At 34.8% G+C, this 19784-nt stretch carries 17 protein-coding genes and 4 tRNA genes; 16 read left to right on the top strand and 5 right to left on the bottom strand.

Features of this window, described 5'->3' with window-relative positions:
* Positions 1–72: 72 nt before the first annotated feature.
* Positions 73–225 carry a hypothetical protein gene (locus tag BK577_RS25895; protein WP_169908100.1) on the top strand — a complete coding sequence of 51 codons (153 nt, stop codon included), beginning with the start codon at positions 73–75 and terminating at the stop codon, positions 223–225.
* Between the two features lie 62 nt (positions 226–287).
* Positions 288–581: a hypothetical protein gene (locus BK577_RS04520; protein ID WP_078431846.1), complete on the top strand. Its 294-nt coding sequence runs from the start codon at positions 288–290 to the stop codon at positions 579–581.
* Between the two features lie 204 nt (positions 582–785).
* On the opposite strand, the gene BK577_RS04515 is transcribed toward BK577_RS04520, so the two are convergent.
* On the bottom strand, positions 786–920 hold the full coding sequence (locus BK577_RS04515; protein WP_139367263.1) for an aspartyl-phosphate phosphatase Spo0E family protein: 135 nt from the start codon (positions 918–920) through the stop codon (positions 786–788).
* A 326-nt stretch (positions 921–1246) separates the two neighbouring features.
* Between BK577_RS04515 and BK577_RS04510 the strand changes: the two genes are divergently transcribed.
* Both BK577_RS04510 and BK577_RS04505 read left to right on the top strand, forming a co-directional pair.
* On the top strand, positions 1247–2464 hold the full coding sequence (locus BK577_RS04510; protein ID WP_078431844.1) for a hypothetical protein: 1218 nt from the start codon (positions 1247–1249) through the stop codon (positions 2462–2464).
* A gap of 370 nt (positions 2465–2834) precedes the next feature.
* The gene (locus tag BK577_RS04505; RefSeq protein WP_078431843.1) at positions 2835–3437 is read left to right on the top strand and encodes a lysozyme inhibitor LprI family protein; all 603 of its coding nucleotides are present in this window, start codon (positions 2835–2837) and stop codon (positions 3435–3437) included.
* 239 nt (positions 3438–3676) lie between these two features.
* Here BK577_RS04505 and BK577_RS04500 read toward each other — a convergent pair whose 3' ends face one another.
* Together BK577_RS04500 and BK577_RS25700 are read right to left on the bottom strand one after the other, a co-directional pair.
* Positions 3677–4342: a hypothetical protein gene (locus BK577_RS04500; protein ID WP_078431842.1), complete on the bottom strand. Its 666-nt coding sequence runs from the start codon at positions 4340–4342 to the stop codon at positions 3677–3679.
* A 234-nt stretch (positions 4343–4576) separates the two neighbouring features.
* Complete coding sequence (locus tag BK577_RS25700) at positions 4577–4735, bottom strand: helix-turn-helix domain-containing protein (protein ID WP_139367262.1); 159 nt, start codon at positions 4733–4735, stop codon at positions 4577–4579.
* 603 nt (positions 4736–5338) lie between these two features.
* Here BK577_RS25700 and lepB point away from each other — a divergent pair.
* From lepB to ltrA, 7 genes are all read left to right on the top strand, one after another.
* Positions 5339–5887, top strand: coding sequence for a signal peptidase I (gene lepB, locus BK577_RS04495; protein WP_078431841.1), 549 nt, complete (start codon positions 5339–5341; stop codon positions 5885–5887).
* Positions 5888–5990: 103 nt separating this feature from the next.
* Positions 5991–6066 (top strand) — tRNA-Val (locus BK577_RS04490).
* Positions 6067–6123: 57 nt separating this feature from the next.
* Positions 6124–6196, top strand: a tRNA-Thr gene (locus BK577_RS04485).
* Positions 6197–6211: 15 nt separating this feature from the next.
* Positions 6212–6284, top strand: a tRNA-Ala gene (locus BK577_RS04480).
* Between the two features lie 7 nt (positions 6285–6291).
* Positions 6292–6384 (top strand) — tRNA-Ser (locus BK577_RS04475).
* A 355-nt stretch (positions 6385–6739) separates the two neighbouring features.
* Complete coding sequence (locus BK577_RS04470; RefSeq protein ID WP_078431840.1) at positions 6740–7612, top strand: DUF6612 family protein; 873 nt, start codon at positions 6740–6742, stop codon at positions 7610–7612.
* Between the two features lie 889 nt (positions 7613–8501).
* On the top strand, positions 8502–9776 hold the full coding sequence (gene ltrA, locus BK577_RS04465; protein ID WP_078431839.1) for a group II intron reverse transcriptase/maturase: 1275 nt from the start codon (positions 8502–8504) through the stop codon (positions 9774–9776).
* A 695-nt stretch (positions 9777–10471) separates the two neighbouring features.
* On the opposite strand, the gene BK577_RS04460 is transcribed toward ltrA, so the two are convergent.
* Positions 10472–10723 (bottom strand): DUF3006 domain-containing protein, encoded by a 252-nt coding sequence (locus BK577_RS04460; RefSeq protein WP_169908098.1) that lies wholly within the window; start codon positions 10721–10723, stop codon positions 10472–10474.
* 71 nt (positions 10724–10794) lie between these two features.
* Complete coding sequence (locus tag BK577_RS04455) at positions 10795–12567, bottom strand: MBL fold metallo-hydrolase (RefSeq protein WP_180321203.1); 1773 nt, start codon at positions 12565–12567, stop codon at positions 10795–10797.
* Between the two features lie 654 nt (positions 12568–13221).
* Here BK577_RS04455 and BK577_RS04445 point away from each other — a divergent pair.
* The 5 genes from BK577_RS04445 to BK577_RS04425 all read left to right on the top strand — a co-directional run bounded on the left by BK577_RS04445 (position 13222) and on the right by BK577_RS04425 (position 19727).
* Positions 13222–13827, top strand: coding sequence for a GIY-YIG nuclease family protein (locus tag BK577_RS04445; RefSeq protein WP_078431832.1), 606 nt, complete (start codon positions 13222–13224; stop codon positions 13825–13827).
* A 109-nt stretch (positions 13828–13936) separates the two neighbouring features.
* Positions 13937–14701, top strand: coding sequence for a DUF7225 domain-containing protein (locus tag BK577_RS04440; protein WP_078431831.1), 765 nt, complete (start codon positions 13937–13939; stop codon positions 14699–14701).
* Between the two features lie 91 nt (positions 14702–14792).
* Complete coding sequence (locus BK577_RS04435; RefSeq protein WP_078431830.1) at positions 14793–15665, top strand: methyl-accepting chemotaxis protein; 873 nt, start codon at positions 14793–14795, stop codon at positions 15663–15665.
* Between the two features lie 354 nt (positions 15666–16019).
* On the top strand, positions 16020–16955 hold the full coding sequence (locus BK577_RS04430; protein ID WP_078431829.1) for a CAP domain-containing protein: 936 nt from the start codon (positions 16020–16022) through the stop codon (positions 16953–16955).
* 411 nt (positions 16956–17366) lie between these two features.
* Positions 17367–19727, top strand: coding sequence for a 5'-nucleotidase C-terminal domain-containing protein (locus BK577_RS04425; RefSeq protein WP_169908096.1), 2361 nt, complete (start codon positions 17367–17369; stop codon positions 19725–19727).
* Positions 19728–19784 lie beyond the last annotated feature (57 nt).

Raw genomic sequence — 19784 nt, 5'->3', positions numbered from 1 at the left:
TATTTGTTAAAACAAATTATAAAATCTTCTAATCTTTGAACGAGTTGCAATATAGGCTTATGTGTGTAATGAATGATTAGGGTACTTGTTTTTACTTTTTTCTTATTAAGTGTTGTTATTGGGTGTTCTAACGAAAAAGAAGTGAATCTTGAGGAAGGAGATGAAGGCTTCAGACATGTAATTGCAATAGAAAAAGGGGTCGAGAAGATGAATCTCCAAATTTAACATCTCATGTGTATAGATCAACAAACCTAGAACAATTCAATAAAAATTGGAGTTATTTTCGCTTGGAAAAAAAGCCACCTAGTGTAGATTTTCAGAATTATGACTATTATTTTGTAAGCATATTTGAATCGGGTTCATGTCCCTATAACCTAACCAAAACAACAGTAAATTCTTATATAGGAGAAATCGTATTTTATCTAACCGGAAATTATAGTGGAAATTGTACAAGTGATGCTAGTCCTAGAACCTTTGTTATTGAAATAAATAAAGCCATAGCAGTTAACATGAAACGTGCTGCGATTGTATATCATAATTCATGGGCAGAGGATAGAACGACAGAAAGAATAATAGAATAAGTACTTAGGAGAGACGGGGAAATGTCCTTGGGCCTTCTTTATTGATGAAAAAAGGTGTACAGTATTGTGAAGTATCGGTGGGCTTACAGCTCACCTTTTTTTGTGTGTAGATCTATATGTTTTATGCTTTTCAAATTGGAGGTAAACTCAAAGCAAGCGGGTCAGTTCTTACTTATAAAACAATAAGGAAAAAGTTAGCTATTACTATTTTATTGCTAGCTTTTGGTATTCAATAATTAATTTATCCAAATCTTGACTGGTTGAGATAGTAAATGGATGGTTTATTCCATAAAGGAGAGCAGTTTTAATTAAGTTCAATTTTAATTGATCAATTTCCATTAATAAATCTCTTTTAGAGTCTAATTGTAATAAAGTAAGAGTATACAATTTCATTCTCCTTTGGAATTAGTACTATGGTATTATTTTACTTATTTGTATTGAGGTTGTAAATGTTTTTTAAATATTTATAAAATAGCTTTGTTTTATCGTATAAAACCAGAATTATGGATATATTGAATGGGTTCCTATAAGTAAATTATTTTGAAGATAATAACAATAGTTTAGGGATTAGGAACCACAAAAATAATGATAGAATTTGTCGATTGTATTCACAAATACTACCATTATAGTAAAATACTAATAGAAAATAGTTTAGGAGGACATAAATGAAAAATCTACTAACCATCTTAACAATTGCAATATTTTCACTTATATTTTTACCATCAGCTACACAGGTTCAGGCAGAAGTAAGCCGTGGATATTCAAATATCAATCAGGAGCCTAATGAGATTTATTCTTCGGCGACACCGATAGAGCTTAACAAGGAATATCAATCCACATTTGCGGATGATGGCTTTAGAAGGGGCTCAAAGGATATTTATAAGATCCAACTGCCTTCAAGTGGAGTTGTTACAGTAAATGTAGACAGTAATCATGTGAGTGGTATTGTAGCGGTTAAACTTTCAAATGGAAAGGTGAATAATGAATATTTAAAATATACTTCAGATCCTAGTCTGATAGAAGACGAGACAGGTCAAGTAGGTTTACCTGCAGGGACATATTATCTTGAATTATCCGCAGGAACAAATATATTAGATGTTACATATCATTTTAGCGTTTCTTTTGAACCAGGTAATTATTATGAGAAAGAAGATAATGATACTTGGGATTTAGCGAATAATATGGAGTTTAATAAGCGTTATAAAGGTTTTTTTGTAACAAATCCAAGAACAGATGATGGAGATACCTATAAATTCACACTCACTAAGGATAGTACGATTATAATCAAACATAGAAAATATCCAAATAGCTATGGAAACCTTAGAATCTACGATTCCTCTGGTAAACAGATATTTATTGACCATCTGCTTAACGAATTACCAGTTAAAGGTGCTGACCGGATAAATGAGGTTTCTCTAAAAGCAGGTACATACTTCTTAGAACTTGCAGAATACATCAACGTTAATAAAGCCAGTTTCCCTTATGAATTAGAAGTTGAAGTGAAAAAAACGACAGATAAGTATCCTTGGATTGGCCGTGTACTAATTCAAAAAGCAGGCATGGCATTATATAACCCACAAGGAAAGGTTCATCGTACATTAAAGAAAGGTGAAGGTCTAAAGGTATACGAAATTCAAGATGATCGTTACCAGGTGGGTGGTGGCTATTATGTTCTGAAAGGCAATGGTAAAGATACTTTATACTATTTTGGACATGTATGGGGGAAAACGAAATACATGACTGTTAATACGCCAGAGGGCAGGTTTTATAAAAAGTTTGCACCAAAGCAGACAGTAAGGGTCTATGGAATTGAGGATGGAAAATATGAAGTAGGTGGAGGATATTACGTTCTTCCTGATACGAATGTTCAGCTTGATCGATAACATAACTCTTCATATATCTAACCAGATACAAAGAATATTGACACATGAAAAATATGTAAGATAAAGATGATTTCTATATTTCATTAAGAGCATCCTTTTTTAATACTTAGGAGGTTAAACCATTATCGAACATTTCGGTAAGACTTATTTTTTCTTCTTACATTGATTATGATACTTGAGGTCAGTATTGAAATAATGATGAAAATAGCCACGCGATATATCACGTGGCTATTTTATATGCACAAAGTTACCGCACTGTTATGGTTGAACTAACGTGGATAAATATACCTTTTGTCTCTTTTAAAATGAAGAAACAAGGTGTACCTTATAGAAGGTAAAAGGTATTCAAATTAAGAAAGGAGTTATTTCATTGAATAAGTTATTTGCTGCTCTTTCTCTTCTGGTTTTCCTGGTTGCATGTAACAATGAAGCTAACGTAGATAATTCTGAAGATATTGCGAATGAAGAAGAAGAAGAAGTACTTGAAGAGAATGATACTGAGACTAGTGTGGACACAAAACCTACGGTAGAAACGGATAGTAAAGAGGAAACCGAGCAACCAGCAGATCGTAAAGCAGAAGAGGAAAATGAAAGCAATGAAACAAAAAAAGGTCAAGAAAATAAGCAGATATACGTAGAAAAGCTCAAAAGCATCGAGAAGGAAGTAACTGAAATTAGGAATAACGATGATGATACAACAATAGGAATGACAAAATCAGAAGAAGTGATTTTAGATAAATGGGATCAAGTATTAAATGAAATCTACCAGGTGCTAGAAAAGCAACTCTCTAGCAATGAAATGGAAAAACTACGACAAGAACAAAGAAAATGGGTCACATACAGAGATGAGACTGCAAAAAAAGATGCAAGCCAGTTTGAAGGTGGAACGATGGAATCACTGGAATATGTAGCCTCTCTCGCAAATACGACAAAAGAGAGATGTTATGAATTAGTAGAGAAGTTTATGAAGTAATAACCATAAATAAATTAATGCTTATTCATTAATCGAAGTGCGATTATAAAAAAACTTGGAGCCGTTTGGCTCTTTTTTTTTGTTATTTTATAAAGGTTGGGGGAGAAGATGGAATCTACCTTAGCCAGATAGAAAAACAAACTACGACTTGTATGAGAAAATTTTAAAACCCGAATGGATTCGTATGCTAACAATCTCCATTCAGGTTTTTTATTAAAGTAGGTTGAATAGATATTATTTTATTTAAAGGTTTTCGATTCATTATCCCATTTCATTGTTGTTTCAGAGTTTGAGTCTAAGTCTAATATTTTCAGTTCGCCATTTTCATAAGAAAATGCGCCTTCTGGGAGAGGTTCCGTTTTGTGCAGTAACTCTATTGTATTTCCGTCCTTACTGCCGATTATGTATAAACTCATAAAGCCACCACTACCTTCGGATTCATTTAAAATAACCTCTTCTTGGTCAGGAGAAATGAAAGGGTGTATTCCACCTATGGCTAGAGAAGAGCCCGCATTGTCTTCTTCATTTAAAATAGAAAATGAAAGCCACTCGCCTTCTTGATATGAAAAAGCCTTGACGACAGGAAATTGAATCAAAGGTTCTTTTTCGTGTTTGAAAATTACAACAAAGTCAGAATACTCTTTTCCTGTGATCTTAGCGGGTTGGATGCCTTCAAGAATATAACCAGTAGGAGCTTCGTCCGAAGCAACTGTATAAACTTCTCCCATTAATTCTTCTTCAGTTAGAACTGATGACTTCGATGATTCATCACTCTTATTTGAGCTTGACGAAGATTCTTCTTTATTTGTGTCATTTGTAGAGTTGGCTTGAGTTGTGTCAGTTGTTGCACAGCCCATTAGTAAGATGAAAGATAAAGCGATAAAACACAGACTAGGTAACTTCATAAAAAAATCCTCCTATGGAAATTAAATTCCAACCCATTATATAAGTCGATAACTAAAAAATATGTCGAAATAAGGGAGGAAAAGGAATTTTTTAAAATTTGAGTGAATTACTTATAAATATTTAGTGGTGTTTCTATATATGTTTTAGAAGGAGTTGTATAGAGAGGATAATTGGAAACTGTGTAAGCATGCTGATTGATAACCTCATGTGTATGTCCGCTTACACGTTTGTCTTTAGCTACTCATGAGTTTTCTGTAACGTTTTTCTACGCTTAAAGGAGATCTGTCAAGTTTCTTAGCAATCTCTCTGTATTTTAGCCCTTTTTCCTTTAGCTCAATTAATACTTTAAGTTCATTGAATGTCCAATGTTTGTATGTTCGCTGATTTTCCATATTGACACCTCATTTACAAATAATATACACAATAGGGAATTTTAAGGTTATTTGGAAGATGTGTAAATAGGTATTTAAAAAGTAATAAAATTAAAATAAGTTATTCTAATTCAAGTATTTAGAATGTTTCGAGTGTAAACGATTACTGAAAATAAAAAAAAGAGGTGCTAGATTAATAGCAACCTCGAAAGTGAAACACACAACTATATTATAATTTGATAATACTATAGTGAAAATAGTAGTAAGAAACTGATTATTATTAGGTATATATTAACGTATTTTTAGATGAATTTTCCTTTAATGCATTTTAAATCCACTATTTTTCAAAGAAATATATCATTATGCTTATGATTTGAAAATAAGGGTAGAGTTATTGTAGGAGTAATACCCATTTAATGTAATTTAAAGCCGAGTGATAAGTTAATAAGATTTTAGAGAATTATGAAAAACTTGAAAATATAAAAGGTTCTTTTTAATACTTGAGAGTTATGGTATTATATTACTATTTGATAATGGTACTATTAGATTGTGTTTTTATGAATTTAATGAATTGCGGTTTGTTGTTAATTTTTTTATAAAAGGATAGTATGGGGTGGGTAAACAATGAAGTCTAGTACAAAAAAAGAAATAATTTCTTGGATAAAGTCAATAGCAATTGCTTTTATCATTGTTTTCATTTGTAGAGAATTTATTTTCACTCCAATAACTGTATTTGGAGAATCGATGTCACCTACTTTTCATAATGCAGATCGAGTCGTAGTAAGTAAAACATCAAAAATACAACGCTTTGATGTGATTGTGTTTGATGCTCCAGATATAGAAGGAAAGCAGTATATTAAGAGGGTCATAGGTCTTCCAGGAGACAGCATTAAGATGGAAGATGATGTTCTTTATATTAATGGAAAAGTGTTCAGTGAAGAGTATTTAATAAAAAATAAAGAAAAGACTCTTCTGCATAATTTAACAGGAAATTTTTCGTTGGAAGATAGTACAGGAGAAACTGAAGTACCTAATGACATGTTATTTGTTATGGGTGATAATCGTTTAGATAGTAAGGATAGTAGAATGTTTGGATTTGTTCCTTATGATTCGGTTATTGGAGAAGTAAAACTTCGGTTTTATCCTTTTCAAAAAATAGGACTTCCAGAATAAGCATCAAAAATAAACTTTGATTTGTAAATTAGACTCTTGAAATTACCCATGTAATGAGTATAATATATAATGTTCTCTATATTGGGACATTATATATAGCTTCGGAGGATTAGCTCAGCTGGGAGAGCACCTGCCTTACAAGCAGGGGGTCGGCGGTTCGATCCCGTCATCCTCCACCATAGCATTATGTGATTGTATATCTATTTAAGATATACTGGTTAACTAAGATTTCATACGCCGGTGTAGCTCAATTGGTAGAGCAACTGACTTGTAATCAGTAGGTTGGGGGTTCAAGTCCTCTCGCCGGCACTCCATAATCTATAGGGGGCCTTAGCTCAGCTGGGAGAGCGCCTGCTTTGCACGCAGGAGGTCAGCGGTTCGATCCCGCTAGGCTCCACTTATTAGGAGGAATACCCAAGTCCGGCTGAAGGGATCGGTCTTGAAAACCGACAGGGGTGTCAAAGCCCGCGGGGGTTCGAATCCCCCTTCCTCCTCCATATGCTTTATAATATAGAAGATGATTTTGATTAAGGTCAAATTACATATAAAACAATAGACTAAGCCCTAGCTCCTAATATGGATAGGGCTTATTTTTATTTTAATGTAATAGTTGTAGATAACCTTACAAATAATTTATATATCAAATATTACAGTGGTGTTTCCATTTTGTTTCCAATATGATATATTGGATAGATGATTAAGGAGTAGTGATATTGAAGAAACTAGTTTTAAAGGTTCTTTGTAGATAAATCAATTCCTATAAAAATGCTGAAGTACTTATAGTAGAATAATATGAAACTTTGAATCTATCTTTTCTTATTAAATAAAAAGAATGACCAAGGAGTGTACTGAATGAAAAAAACTTTACCGTTAATTTTTGCTTTTTTTCTTATGCTTTTACTTGCAGCGTGTGATCAAACAGCAGAAACAGTCAATGAAAAATCAGATGTATCGAAAGAAAATGTTGAAAAGGGAAACAATTCTGAGCTAAATCTTGAGCAGGTAATGACTCAATCAACGGAAGCTTCAGAAAAGGTGAAAAGTTTTGCCGTGAAAATGGATATGACGCAAGAAATGTCTATTGGGGAGCAAAAGGATGCTATGGATATGGTTTCAACTATTGATATGATAGTTGTTACAGACCCAATGACGTTATACCAAAAAATGGACATGGATATGAATGAAGCAGGAACTAAGACTGCTTATACGACTGAAACGTATTTTTCTCCGGAAGGAATATTTGTATTTGACTCATCTTCAAACCAATGGTCAAAGTTTCCGAAAGAAACGTCAGACCAATTAATGCAAATGTCAGACCAACAATCAAATCCTTCTGAAGAGTTAAAGAAACTTGAAAAATTCGTTGATGATTTTACCTTTGAACAAGATGCGGATAACTATATTCTCACGTTAAATGCAACTGGTGATAAATTTACAGACTTCATAAAAGAAACTGTTCAAGGAACGCTTCCACAAGATCTGTACGCAGACGGTGAAGTATTTAACAATATGAAAATCAATAAAGTAAAATACGAAATCATCATCAACAAAGAAACAATGTACCCAACAACCTTAAATACCGTAATGGATATGGAACTATCTGCAGACGGTGAAACAATCAAAATAAAACAAAATATGGAAGGTGATTATAGCGAATACAACAAAATTGACGAAGTAAAAATTCCACAAGAAGTAATTGACAACGCAGTTGAGATGGATCTCTAGGGACAGAGGGACAGGTTCCTTGACCCACATAGTGAATTGTGAAAGAAGAAACTGACAGTTCTGAACTGTCTCTTTCAAATGGAAGGTTACGTAATAAATCAGATCCAAGAGGGGTAGTTCTATATTTTATTGAGCTAAAGCAAGGTAGTTATTATTTACGATTACTGTATGTATTTGATAAATAGTGTTGTCCTTATCGGACAACCCTATTTCTTTAGATCCACTAAACCAAACTTGTAACGAGGGTCAAGGAACCTGTCCCCTTGACCCGCATGATGAAATTATAAATGAATCCTGGGACTTTCGACTCTGTTCGACATTATTCGACATGTTATAATTACATTGTGTGAAATACCCTTTCGAGATGCTATCTATGCATCTCTTTTTTTAGTGTGCCAGGCATGGCAACTATCTAGGTGGTGAAAGTCCACTGTGGGGGTACACATCGACCAACCACTAAGGAAGCGCAAGGTACTTATCGTGAGATAAGGGCTGGAGGAAGCGTGGAATAAAATCTTGGCTCGACGAACAGAAATCTGATACTAAGGCTTTACAAAGGGATAAGACTCCTAAACAAGTTAAAGTCCAAAAGATGTGCGTAACTTTGTAAAGTAAATCAGGCGAGTAAAAGAGGAAAGATGGTTGTCTTACCCTGGGAGATCTTGCGAATGTACAAAAGGTACAGTCGAAAAAGGTTAGTCGCAAGAAGTCAGCAGAAGCCATAGTAATGAAGTAATTCATGAAGGGCTGAACAATTTATAGTGTTTCAACGCCACGAATGCGTAAGTGACCTACTCCGAATGTGTTAATGGTAAAAGTATGAGCGTACCTCAAAGGATAACCAAAATGGAGCTATCACTTATTACGTGAGAGGAAAGGAGAAACGAGTGTGGAACTTTTAGAACAAATTCTAAGTAATCAAAATATGAATGAAGCCTACTTGCGTGTATATAAAAACAAAGGTGCTAGTGGGGTCGACGGAATAACGGTCGATGAACTGAAACAATATTTGAAAGAGAACAAGGATGAGCTACGTCAGCGCATCAGAACAAGAAAATACCAACCACAAGCTGCCTTAAGAGTGGAAATCCCAAAAGAAAATGGAAAGATGCGCAAATTGGGAATACCAACAGTAGTGGATAGGGTAGTTCAACAAGCTATTCATCAAGTACTCAGCCCAATATTTGAAAAACAGTTCAGCGAATTCAGTTACGGCTTTAGACCGAAAAGAAGTTGTGAGATGGCTATTATTAAAAGCTTGGAAATTCTAAATGATGGATACGATTGGGTTGTGGATATTGACCTTGAAAGATTTTTCGATACAGTCCATCACGATAAACTCATGCGGATCATCTCTAATACAATAGATGATGGAGATGTCATTTCCCTAATAAGGAAATATCTTGTCAGTGGAGTTATGGTGAATGGGAAATATGAAGAAACACCAGTTGGAACTCCGCAAGGAGGGAACCTAAGCCCACTGCTTAGTAATATTATGTTGAACGAACTTGATAAGGAGCTAGAAAGTAGAGGACTCCAATTCGTGAGATACGCTGATGATGCCCTAATCTTCGTGAAGAGTGAGAAAGCAGCGAATAGAGTGATGGAATCAATCGTGAGATTTATAGAAAATAAATTAGGGTTAATAGTCAATGGAGAAAAGAGTAAAATCTCCCGTCCAAAAGATTTGAAATTCTTAGGATTTGGATATTATTACGATTTTAAGAATGTGAAATACCAAGTAAAACCCCATTCAACGTCAATACAAAAATTTCAAAGGAAACTTCGAAAATTAACAAAGCGAAATTGGAGTGTTTCGCTAGACTACCGAACCTTAAAACTAAAACAAGTCATACTTGGGTGGGTTAACTACTTTAGAATCTCGAATATGAAAAAAGCAATGACTGAGCTAGATAAGAAGCTTCGCTCCAGAATTAGAGTCATCATCTGGAAGAAATGGAAGGTATCGAAGAAACGAATCAAATCGCTTATCCAATTAGGAATCCCTGAGGAAGAGGCGAAGGGATTAACCTTCTGTCGAAGAGGTTATCGATACATCGGATTATCTAAAGTTGTTCAAAGAGCAATCTCAAATAAAAGACTAAAGCAGAGGGGACTTCCCTCTGCTTTAGATCATTATCTAAAAGTACACACTGTAATATAAATTGAACCGCCGTATACGGAACCGTACGTACGGTGGTGTGAGAGGGGCGAAAATAATTAAATTATTTTTCCCTCTACTCGATTGCATAAATAAAGAGTAAATATTTTATATAAAAAACATGATTGTTCGATTATAATTAGAATAAGTTGGAATTTTATCCAACAAACTACTCATCATACTCAAGCGCTGATCTACCTAGGTTAGTGCTTGAGTTTTTTTCTAACATTAATGGAAATTGAAGAATTTTTTATGGGTAAGTTTAGTATCTGGATGGTTTGGTACTATTTATGTTATTAATCGAAGGGGAGATAGTAACATATGGAGTCATTAATTGATTTGTTCAAGTTATTAATTGGGTTGTTTGCTGTTTTCGCTTTGTATGTGGTATAGGGAATTTCAAAATTGAATTACAGGATAAACTTGATTGTAAAAAGGCTAAATGCCGATAAAGAGAAAATAATTTCAAACGAAGAGATTGAAAAAGAATTGAATGATGGGGACAAAGGGACAGGTTCCTCGGTCCGCTAAACAAAATAGAAGAAACCAACTATACTAAAGAATGATCGAAGTGGCTTTTAGTTCTATTTTTATTGAGCTAAGGCGGTTTATTCGTTTACCGATTATCAAGTTTAAAAGTAAAGGATTGTCCCATTATCGGACAATCCTTTACCTTCACAGAAGTTCTTGGGAATGGCTCAATTCTTCCGCACAATCTTATCTAACAACTTCCGCACACTTTGTCTCACTATTGCTGTTTCATTGTCAAGAACTCGATATAACAAGACATGGCCTTCACTATCAATTTCAGCCTCTAGGAGTGAACCGATCTCCAAACCCTTTGGTAGCTCACTTCTCAACACATTAACCTGAACGGTTTCATCCTCTCTCAAGAGCAAAACAGCCAAATCCTTTTCAAAACGGTCAATTGTATAGATCTTTCTTCTCACTAAAAACACCTCTTTTATTAGAGGGACAAGGAACCTGTCCCTCTGACCCCGAGGAATTTGACTCCTCCATCTTAACGTTCTGTATAGGCCGTAATTTCATGCCCATCAGTCATCATCAGTATGTCGCCATTTTGTTGTGTTGTGTATAGATCTACTCCGTAGTTCGTTAGACGTTCCATAACAGTTGGAGCTGGGTGTCCATAGCTATTTTCACCAACAGAGATAGCAGCTATAAGCGGATCGACAGCTTCTAGGAATGCATGTGAAGTTGACGTGTCTGATCCATGGTGGCCAACTTTTAACACTTCTGAGTCAAGATTATAGCCTTCTGCTATCATTTCTGCTTCAATCTCGGCATCCGCGTCACCGGTAAGTAAGAAATCTGATTCTTCATATGATACTTTCAACACGACAGAAGAATCGTTCGTATCACTGCTTTCTTCCAATGCATTTAATACTTCTATTTTAACTGCCGAATCAACATCTAAAAAAGATCCCTCTTGTGCAATTTCCAATGGGATATTCTTTTGATCGATAAGTGTTAAGTAGTCCGTATAGGTTTGCGTTGTATGAGATTTGCCGGAATCAACTACTTTTTTCACTTCGAATTGTTCCAAAACAGAAACAAGTCCTCCGATATGGTCTGCGTCAGGATGAGTGGACACCATTAAATCAATCGTTGAAATTCCATAATCTGAAAGATATTGTATCAACTGATCTGCCTCTGATTCCTTGCCGCCATCAATAAGTACCGTTTTACGGGTAGGAGTGACTAATAACGTGCTGTCACCTTGTCCAACATCAATAAAATGAGCTTCAAAAAGTCCTAAATCTGAAAAGTCCTGAGGATTTCGAAGTTCTTCTTCAAATCCTTCCAAATCAGCTTTAATCATAGAAGGAAGTGCATTGTAACCACCAGCATCCTTGATTTCTTCGGCTCTTTGTTTTAAACGTTCTAATACCTGAAACTTAGCATCGATTTTGTCCGTTTGGCCACTTTCAATCAAGTCGACGATATCAAACATTAAACGTAGTTGTGATACTTCATAAATTGTACGCTCTATTGCTATCTTTGCCGGTGTAACATATTTATCGTTTAGGTTTGAGCGGTTAGTAGAACCTGAAACTTGCCCAATTTTCAATTCTGTTATGCGTAATTGCTTCGTGAAATCATCATAAAGGTAATCAACCTCGAAAATGTCTCCACTATTTATTGCTTCATTATATGCACCAAGTAAATTCTTAAGAAGATTTCCTTGGTGGTTAGCTTCTGTAGAACGTAAAAAGTTATTCACCGCACTCGGAAGCTGTTGATATCCACCGGCATCTTTAATTTCTTTAGCTCGCTTCTTTAAGCGCTCGAGCTTTTCGGTGTTAGAAATAGCTTGATCAATTGAACCATCAGCAATATCCTGGCTAATTGTGTTTAACAAACGGTATTGTGATACCTCGTATATTGTTCTTTCAATCGCTACTTTTGCTGGTCTAACGTATTGATCATTTAAGCTTGAGCGGGTTGAAGGACCAGATACCTTGCCAATCTTTGATTCTACTAATTTTAATTGCTTCGTGAAGGCATCATATTGTCCATTTATTTTCGCCATATCTCCACTATTTATCGCTTGATTATAAGCTGATAATTTCGATTTGAGTATGTTGCCTTGCTTTATGGCATCTTGATAAGCTACATTGCTAGTATTTGTTGTAGAAGTAGGTACCTTAACAATCTCACCATTCCTATGGTAATGATATTCACCTGTTGATAACCCGTATTGTGAACAGTTTGTTCTGCATACATGACCACCATTAGCATCTAAACCACCTGGTGATGCATTCGTAATCATTGGAGTCATCAATAACGTTGTGCTAAACAGTATCGTATAGAACAAAATCTTTTTTCTCAGAAAAATTCCCCCTTAATTAATTTGCATGGATAATAGTAATGGAATTAAGGTGGGATTGCTATGGGGTTTTAATGGTAAAAAAATATTGGTTTATAAGAACTTATTATCATGTAATATTATCTATTTTTTGAAATTTATTGCTATTTTTTATGTAATTTATACTATTTGTTCGTGATACAATAGTTGTTGTGGAAAACAGAAATTCCAAATGGCACTTAGCGTCGGTGAAACTTATAAGAACACAAGCGCATTTTTTCGGAACATAAATGAAATGAAATATGGACTGAGTAAATATAAAAAAATAAATAAACTTTATATAGTCGAGGTTCCTCCATTGTAAAAGGTGTTCTATAGATATGTAATACAAAAAAAGTAAGGAAAGGACAATGGTGTTTAATGTTTCATATTTTAGATAGTTTATATAAAAAGAGTGGACTAGCAGGCCTATTTGATATTAGAGAGAAAGACGACAAGAGAGATGGAGTCACACCATATGTCTCCTACAGGGTTAAGCCAAACATATATAAAATACGTGCTTTTGAGCTAGTTGGTTCGGAAAATGATTATTATCTTAGGATATAGCATGCTAATGACATGGTTGATGGTTTAAAAGAAAGTTTTGCAGGTATCGAAGGGTATGAAGAATCAAAAAAGAAGTATCTTACTGTTTATAAAACAACAAATTACGATAATTTGGCTATCAATATCAAGAGTGTATTAGAGAATAAAGAAATCATCAAAGTCTGTAAAGAGACCAGCTCAATAGCTAGAATGTCTAGGTTTGAAGGGTTAAAACTACCAGACGTTGATACATCGATTAATAGTGTGATGGGAATGACTTTTAATTGGAAACAGATTATTTCCATTTGGGAGAATGACGAAGAAGATAATCAAATTAAAAGGGCGTTATCAAGAAATGGAATCTATATTCAAAGGTCTGAAGACGGAACAAGCAGATATGTAGGAAGCGCCTATGGACATGGAGGGATTTTAAAGAGGTGGGTGAATCATCTAAACTCCTTAGGTGATGCCCATCATTTAAATTTATTTGTATTGGAACAAGGATATAATGAAGTTGTTTTTTCGGTAATTGAATTTTATGAGGGTCCTGACATTATTAAGAGGGAAGGTATGTGGAAGCAAATTTTAGGAACAATTAACGTCGGACCATATAACGGAATACAATTGAACAGGAATTAATATTGATAAAATGAAGATTTTATAATTGCTTTTTCATTTTGGGAATATCAACTTTTAAAAGACTACAATCGATATATAAATCTTACTTTATTGTAAGGAGGGAATTCAGTTGACTATCTACGAGCAACTTATAGAGGTTCTTAAAGAAGAAAAAGGCAATACTTTAACATCTATAGAAATAAGAGAAAAATTAAGAACAACATTTAATACAAACCCAAGTAGTATTATTCTCTCTGATTATTGTTACAATCGTTATAACAAAGGCATTCCTTTTAATAAACACTTATTTATCTATATTAATAGAAGCACTTATAGATATGTAGGTGAAAATTACCCTTATACTGGACTTATCTTTCACAAACCTAAAGGAGAAGAGTATGAATCAGTTGTAGGTGAGTGGGATAAAGGGCAACTTTTTCTCTATGAAAAGGATCAAACTAGTGAACATGTTTTAATAGGAATCTCACAAATAAAAAAATTATATGAAGAATATCTGGAAATGTTTCGATTTGAAATGAATGTACTTGGATGTAAAGCAACTGAATTAAGGCACCTGTTAGGTCGTTTAGGAGAATTCTATTGTGTTCTTTACACGAATGGTGAGTTAGCTAAAGTGACCAATCAACATGGATATGATGTCATAAAAGACGGTAGAAGAATAAGTGTTAAAACAACTGCACAGGATAATAGTTTTATAACAATCAATAAAAATACATTTGACAAATTCGATGACTTTTTTGTCGTTCAGTACAAAGATGATGATTTTAAACTGTTATTTTATGGTCCAAAGGAAGAAATCCCGACGCCTAGAACATATGGCAATAAATATGAGGTCGATATTCGTTCCTTAAAAAGGCTATCAAGAACCATGTGATTGAATGAAGTAGTATAATGGTTGACAAATTGTTTGAGAGAATTACTAATGAAAGACTGAAATTAGAGAGAAAGTCTTATGATTTAGTAAAATTACAGGAACAAAAGGGGAAACGAGTGCTGCTACATCTCAGGTAGCAAGCTCCATCCAAGCTGTTGCTAGTAGTGCTGAAGCACAAACAAGAGGGCTTGAAAAAAATTCACAATCGTTAAATGAACTGTCAATAGGAGTTGCTAGAATTGCAGAAAGCTCTTCTTCAGTTGCGGAATTATCACAAAATACAACTATACAAGCTGAAGAAGGTAATCAGGCATTGCAGAATACTTTGAACCAAATGGATTCCATTCATTCATCTGTATTTGAATCTAATGAGAGGATTCAATCGTTGTCCAATCGTTCTAAAGAGATTACGTCTATCTTGGACGTGATAACAGGTATTGCAGATCAAACAAACTTACTTGCACTAAATGCAGCGATTGAAGCCGCGAGAGCAGGCGAGCATGGTAAAGGATTTGCAGTTGTTGCCAATGAAGTTCGGAAACTTGCAGAGCAATCGCAAGCATCGGCAAAACAAATATTTGATTTAATTCAAGTAATACAAAAAGAGACAAATGGTTCAGTTGAAATAATGTCTCGTGTTACAAGTGATGTAGAAAATGGGATGCATATTTCAAAAGAAGCGATGAACAAATTTAGTGAAATTCTTACTAGAATGAGATCAATAACACCTATAATTGAAGACGTTTCTGCTACTGCTGAACAAATGTCAGCAGGTGTTCAAGAAGTGGATGCTACTGCTAATGAATTGACTAATATTGCTAAGAATAATGCATCTACATCCGAAGAGGTGGCTGCTTCAACAGAAGAACAACTTGCTTCTATGGAGGAAATAGCGGGATCAGCAAAGTCCTTGTCGGATATGGCAGAGGAATTAAAGTTATTAATCTCAAAATTTAAATATTAATGAATATGGTGTTACAACGATAAAAACATTAAATTCACACTTTGGGAAGGAGATCTAATTATCGAGTAAAACAATTATTATTGCTTTACTTGTTTATTTTTCACCCTGATAGAGACCAAGGATACGAAGTTTGTCGAATCAAAGACAGTACTTTCTTACCTATGAATTATTCTCCTTAGTCCATTGGGCCTTTGTACCTTTTCGTGACTAATCTTAAAGTTGTGTTTTTAGAGCTGTAACCCTTGGTGTTGCTAGGATCGGGGAGTAATAGACTATATTTTTCTAGACATATAGATGGGAATAATAAGATAATTGGATAGGTGAGTAAAAAATGTAAAATTTAGGAGGGGCAAAATGAGATTTTCAAAGATCGCATTTAGTTTAGTTTTAAGTGTATGTCTAATTCTTACTCTATACACTCCAAGTAAAGCAGAAGCATCTTCAAAAAGCACAGCTATTGATTCAGGTGAGTACCTTCTTTATTTACTAAAGAATTATACAAAAACCATCAATAGTGGAGAGATCTATGATATTGACGCTCAATATGATAATCTTTCGAATCAAATTAAAAAAACAGAAAAAGCGATTGGGAAAGTATCAGGTTCAAGCACACGTAATTCGTTATTAGCAAAATATGTTAAGCCTGCAAAAATTGCAAGAGAACGTGTGATTTATGAGGTATCTCAATACCGCTTATTGAAGTCAATTGGAAAAAATGCCATTGCAAATAAGGAAAGCATTGTATCTTCAGATCTTAAAAAATTAGACCGTCTAAAAAGAAGAGCGGTGGAAATTAAGAAGGCTGGAAACTATCAATCTGTACCAAGCCTAATTAATAAACAGTTACAAAGTATTGAAGTACCACTTAAAAATCGTAAATTTGCTATTCCTGATCCTTCAGTAAACTTTACGATTAATAATTACGAGCTTGATACCTTCTTGCTTATTAATATGGAACGATATGAACAAGGTCTACAACCATTGACGATACATAAAAAGCTTAGTAATGTTGCAAGAATTAAATCTAATGACATGTATGTAAGCAAATCCTTTTCGTTACATTCATCAAAATTCGGTTCAATTGAAGATCTTTTAAGTGACCATGGCCTTACCTCAGGTGGAAGCAGCTATGGAGTAAATATCGCCAAAGGATGGGGTTCAGCCCGTAAAACGGTTTCTGAACTACTGGCCAGCTCTCAAAATAGAAATATCCTGCTTAAAAGTGATATCACCTACTCAGGAGTTGGGGTAGATCATGACCATGTAACGATTCTTCATATCGCGAATTGAAGAAAACCGCTGGCAAGAGTTGTCAGCGGTTTTTTTATTCTTCTACAAAATGTATTAATTAGAAATCCTTATCATCTTTAAGGCGAATGATAGTTGTATATTCCTGATAATCAGGAAGAGTCAAAACTCCTATTAGTTCTTGTTGGTATTGTTGAAAATAGCTTTAATATCCTGTTGGTTATTAAGTGAAAAGACCTAAAAAATCAAATATGAAGTCAATTTACATAATTTTTACAAACTTTTAACACAACCCAATAAACCCAATTATACTTTTATTTGTAATGTAAAAGTAGGAGATATTATCTATCCGGTGGCTAGCAAACTAGTAAACAATATACTATACTCAGTGGTGTAAAAGCTGTTTTTTTAGATTCTTCATCATTACATACAAAAAAGGGAGAGTTTATTTTAATGAAAAAAAAGAGTAAAGTTTCTCAAGTAGCAGCTACATCAGCCTTAGTAACAGCAGCATTTGTTGCAACAAGTCCTATTTCGGCGGAAGCAGCCTCAAATGCTCAAAGTTTGGTCACAAAGGCTCAGGATTCTTCTAAGAGCATAGTGAAGTTTTACAATGTAAAGAATCAAAAGGAAATTTCTGTTTCAAAAGAGTTTGCTGCAGCCTATGATAAAGCAAGTGCTGATATTAAAAAAGCTGAAAAAGCAGTACAAGCCTTAAAGAATGGGTCAGAGAAGAAGAAATTAACAGCACAGCTAAATGTAGCGAAAGATCGTAAATTAAAAGCTGCTAGAATAATAGACTCTGTTAAAACCGCAAAAGAGCTAGAAGCATTAGTGGAAAAGCTTAATGGTTACGTACAAGCAGATTCGATGAGTGAAGAGTTAGTAGAAACATATCATGCACTTTCTACTCAAATAAGGAAGGCTGAAAGAGTATTTAGTAAAGTATATGGAACTGATAACCGTAACGCAATTAGAAATGCATTTTTAGTAGATGCAAAAATTGCAAAAGAAACAGTTATTTATGAGGTTTCTATTTATTCATTACAAGACAAAATTGAAAGATTTTTATCAGAAGATAAAACAGAAGAAGCTAAAGCTGCTTTTGCTATGCTTAATCGTTTAGAAACGAGAGCTGTTCAAATTAAGGAAGCAGGAAACAAACTGCATCCAGGAAAGTATCCTGAACTACCTGAAATGGCGAAAAAGGCAAAAGAACGTAAAGAAAAGATTAAAGAAAAATTACCATATGAGTACGAATTATCTATCATGCACACAAATGATACACATGCACATATTGAAAACATTGCTAAATTTGTAACAGCTGTAAATGAGGTAAGAGCTGAACATCCCGAGGCACTTCTACTAAATGCAGGTGATGTTTTCTCCGGAACTTTATACTTCAATGAATTCAAAGGACAAGCAGATCTTGAATTTATGAATCTACTAAAATATGACTTGATGACATTTGGTAACCATGAATTTGATCTTGGTTCAAGTTCTGAGGGACATAAGGGATTAGCAGATTTCGTAAAAGGTGCTGAGTTCCCATTCGTCAGCTCAAATGTAGATTTTTCAACTGACAAAAATATGAAAGGTTTATTCCAGGACACTGTTACAGAAAAAGCGGAAAATGGTCAAATATACAGTGGTGTTGTGAAGGAAGTAAACGGTGAAAAAGTTGGATTCTTCGGTTTAACAACAGAAGAAACAACTGATATCTCAAGCCCGGGTAATGTTAAATTTGAAAATTATATTGAAGAAGCGGAAAAAGCAGTGGCTGCTTTTGAAGCGCAAGACATCAACAAGATCATCGCGATCACACATATTGGCTATGATGACAATGTAGAATATGATAATGATCTTGAGCTTGCAAAGTTGGTTGATGGTATCGATGTTATTGTTGGCGGACATAGCCATACGAAGCTTGATACAGGATCAATTGTTGATAAAGATGAAAAAGGTGTAGAAAAGGATCCTACATTAATTGTCCAAGCAAGTCAATATGGAGAATATCTAGGTACAGTGGATGTTGAATTTGACAAAGACGGAGTCATCATAAATGAAGCTGCTCAGTTAATTGAAGTTGCAGAAAAAGAAGCGAATCCAGAAGCAGCAGCTATGTTGAAAAAGTATTCAGATAAAATCGCTGAAATAAGAGATACACCAACAGGTGCAACAACAGCAAAGGAATTGGCAAACCCACGTACAACAGCTGAAGCCCCAACGGCAACAAGTGTACGTAACAGTGAAACAGAACTAGGTAACCTAATTACTGACGGTATGTTGGCAAAAGCAAAACAATTTAAACCAAACACAGTGATTGCGATGCAAAATGGTGGTGGAATCCGTGCGGCAATTGATGCAGGAGAAATTACGTATGGTGATGTACTAACTGTTTTACCATTTGGTAATACTCTAGCGACAATGAATCTAACTGGAGCAGAAATTTTAGAGGCTCTTGAGCACAGCGTAAGTCAAACACCAAAAGAAAGCGGTGGATTCTTGCATGTATCAGGCATGAAGTTCACATATGACAGCAAGAAGCCTGCAGGTGAGCGAATCGTTTCAGTGGAAGTAGAAGAAACAGAAGATCAATACACTGCACTTGATCCGGCAAAAGAGTATTCTATCGCAACAAATGCCTTCACAGCTAAAGGTGGAGACGGCTATTCAGTCTTTGCTAAGGCATACGCAGAAGGTCGCGTAACAGATTTAGGTTTGTCTGACTGGGAAAACTTAAGAGACCATGTAGCTGGACTTAAGAATGTTGAGCCGGCGATTGAAGGACGTATTATGGATATAGCAGAGTAAGTTGCATCACTCCAAAGTTTGCCGAAGCAAGCCCAAGTTCGTAAGAATGAGGGCTTG

Source organism: Metabacillus halosaccharovorans (assembly GCF_002019635.1).
GTDB lineage: Bacteria > Bacillota > Bacilli > Bacillales > Bacillaceae > Metabacillus > Metabacillus halosaccharovorans.
Note: the sequence above shows the minus strand (reverse complement) of the source record. Positions and strands in the feature narration are given on the sequence as shown.

Coding starts and splice junctions, on each gene's coding strand:
- BK577_RS04445 (WP_078431832.1), top strand. CDS start 13,222: ATGGTTGATGGTTTAAAAGAAAGTTTTGCAGGTATCGAAGGGTATGAA.
- BK577_RS25700 (WP_139367262.1), bottom strand. CDS start 4,735: ATGGAAAATCAGCGAACATACAAACATTGGACATTCAATGAACTTAAA.
- BK577_RS04515 (WP_139367263.1), bottom strand. CDS start 920: ATGGAAATTGATCAATTAAAATTGAACTTAATTAAAACTGCTCTCCTT.
- BK577_RS04425 (WP_169908096.1), top strand. CDS start 17,367: ATGAAAAAAAAGAGTAAAGTTTCTCAAGTAGCAGCTACATCAGCCTTA.
- lepB (WP_078431841.1), top strand. CDS start 5,339: ATGAAGTCTAGTACAAAAAAAGAAATAATTTCTTGGATAAAGTCAATA.
- BK577_RS04430 (WP_078431829.1), top strand. CDS start 16,020: ATGAGATTTTCAAAGATCGCATTTAGTTTAGTTTTAAGTGTATGTCTA.
- BK577_RS04510 (WP_078431844.1), top strand. CDS start 1,247: ATGAAAAATCTACTAACCATCTTAACAATTGCAATATTTTCACTTATA.
- BK577_RS04500 (WP_078431842.1), bottom strand. CDS start 4,342: ATGAAGTTACCTAGTCTGTGTTTTATCGCTTTATCTTTCATCTTACTA.
- BK577_RS25895 (WP_169908100.1), top strand. CDS start 73: ATGATTAGGGTACTTGTTTTTACTTTTTTCTTATTAAGTGTTGTTATT.
- BK577_RS04455 (WP_180321203.1), bottom strand. CDS start 12,567: ATGATTACGAATGCATCACCAGGTGGTTTAGATGCTAATGGTGGTCAT.
- BK577_RS04470 (WP_078431840.1), top strand. CDS start 6,740: ATGAAAAAAACTTTACCGTTAATTTTTGCTTTTTTTCTTATGCTTTTA.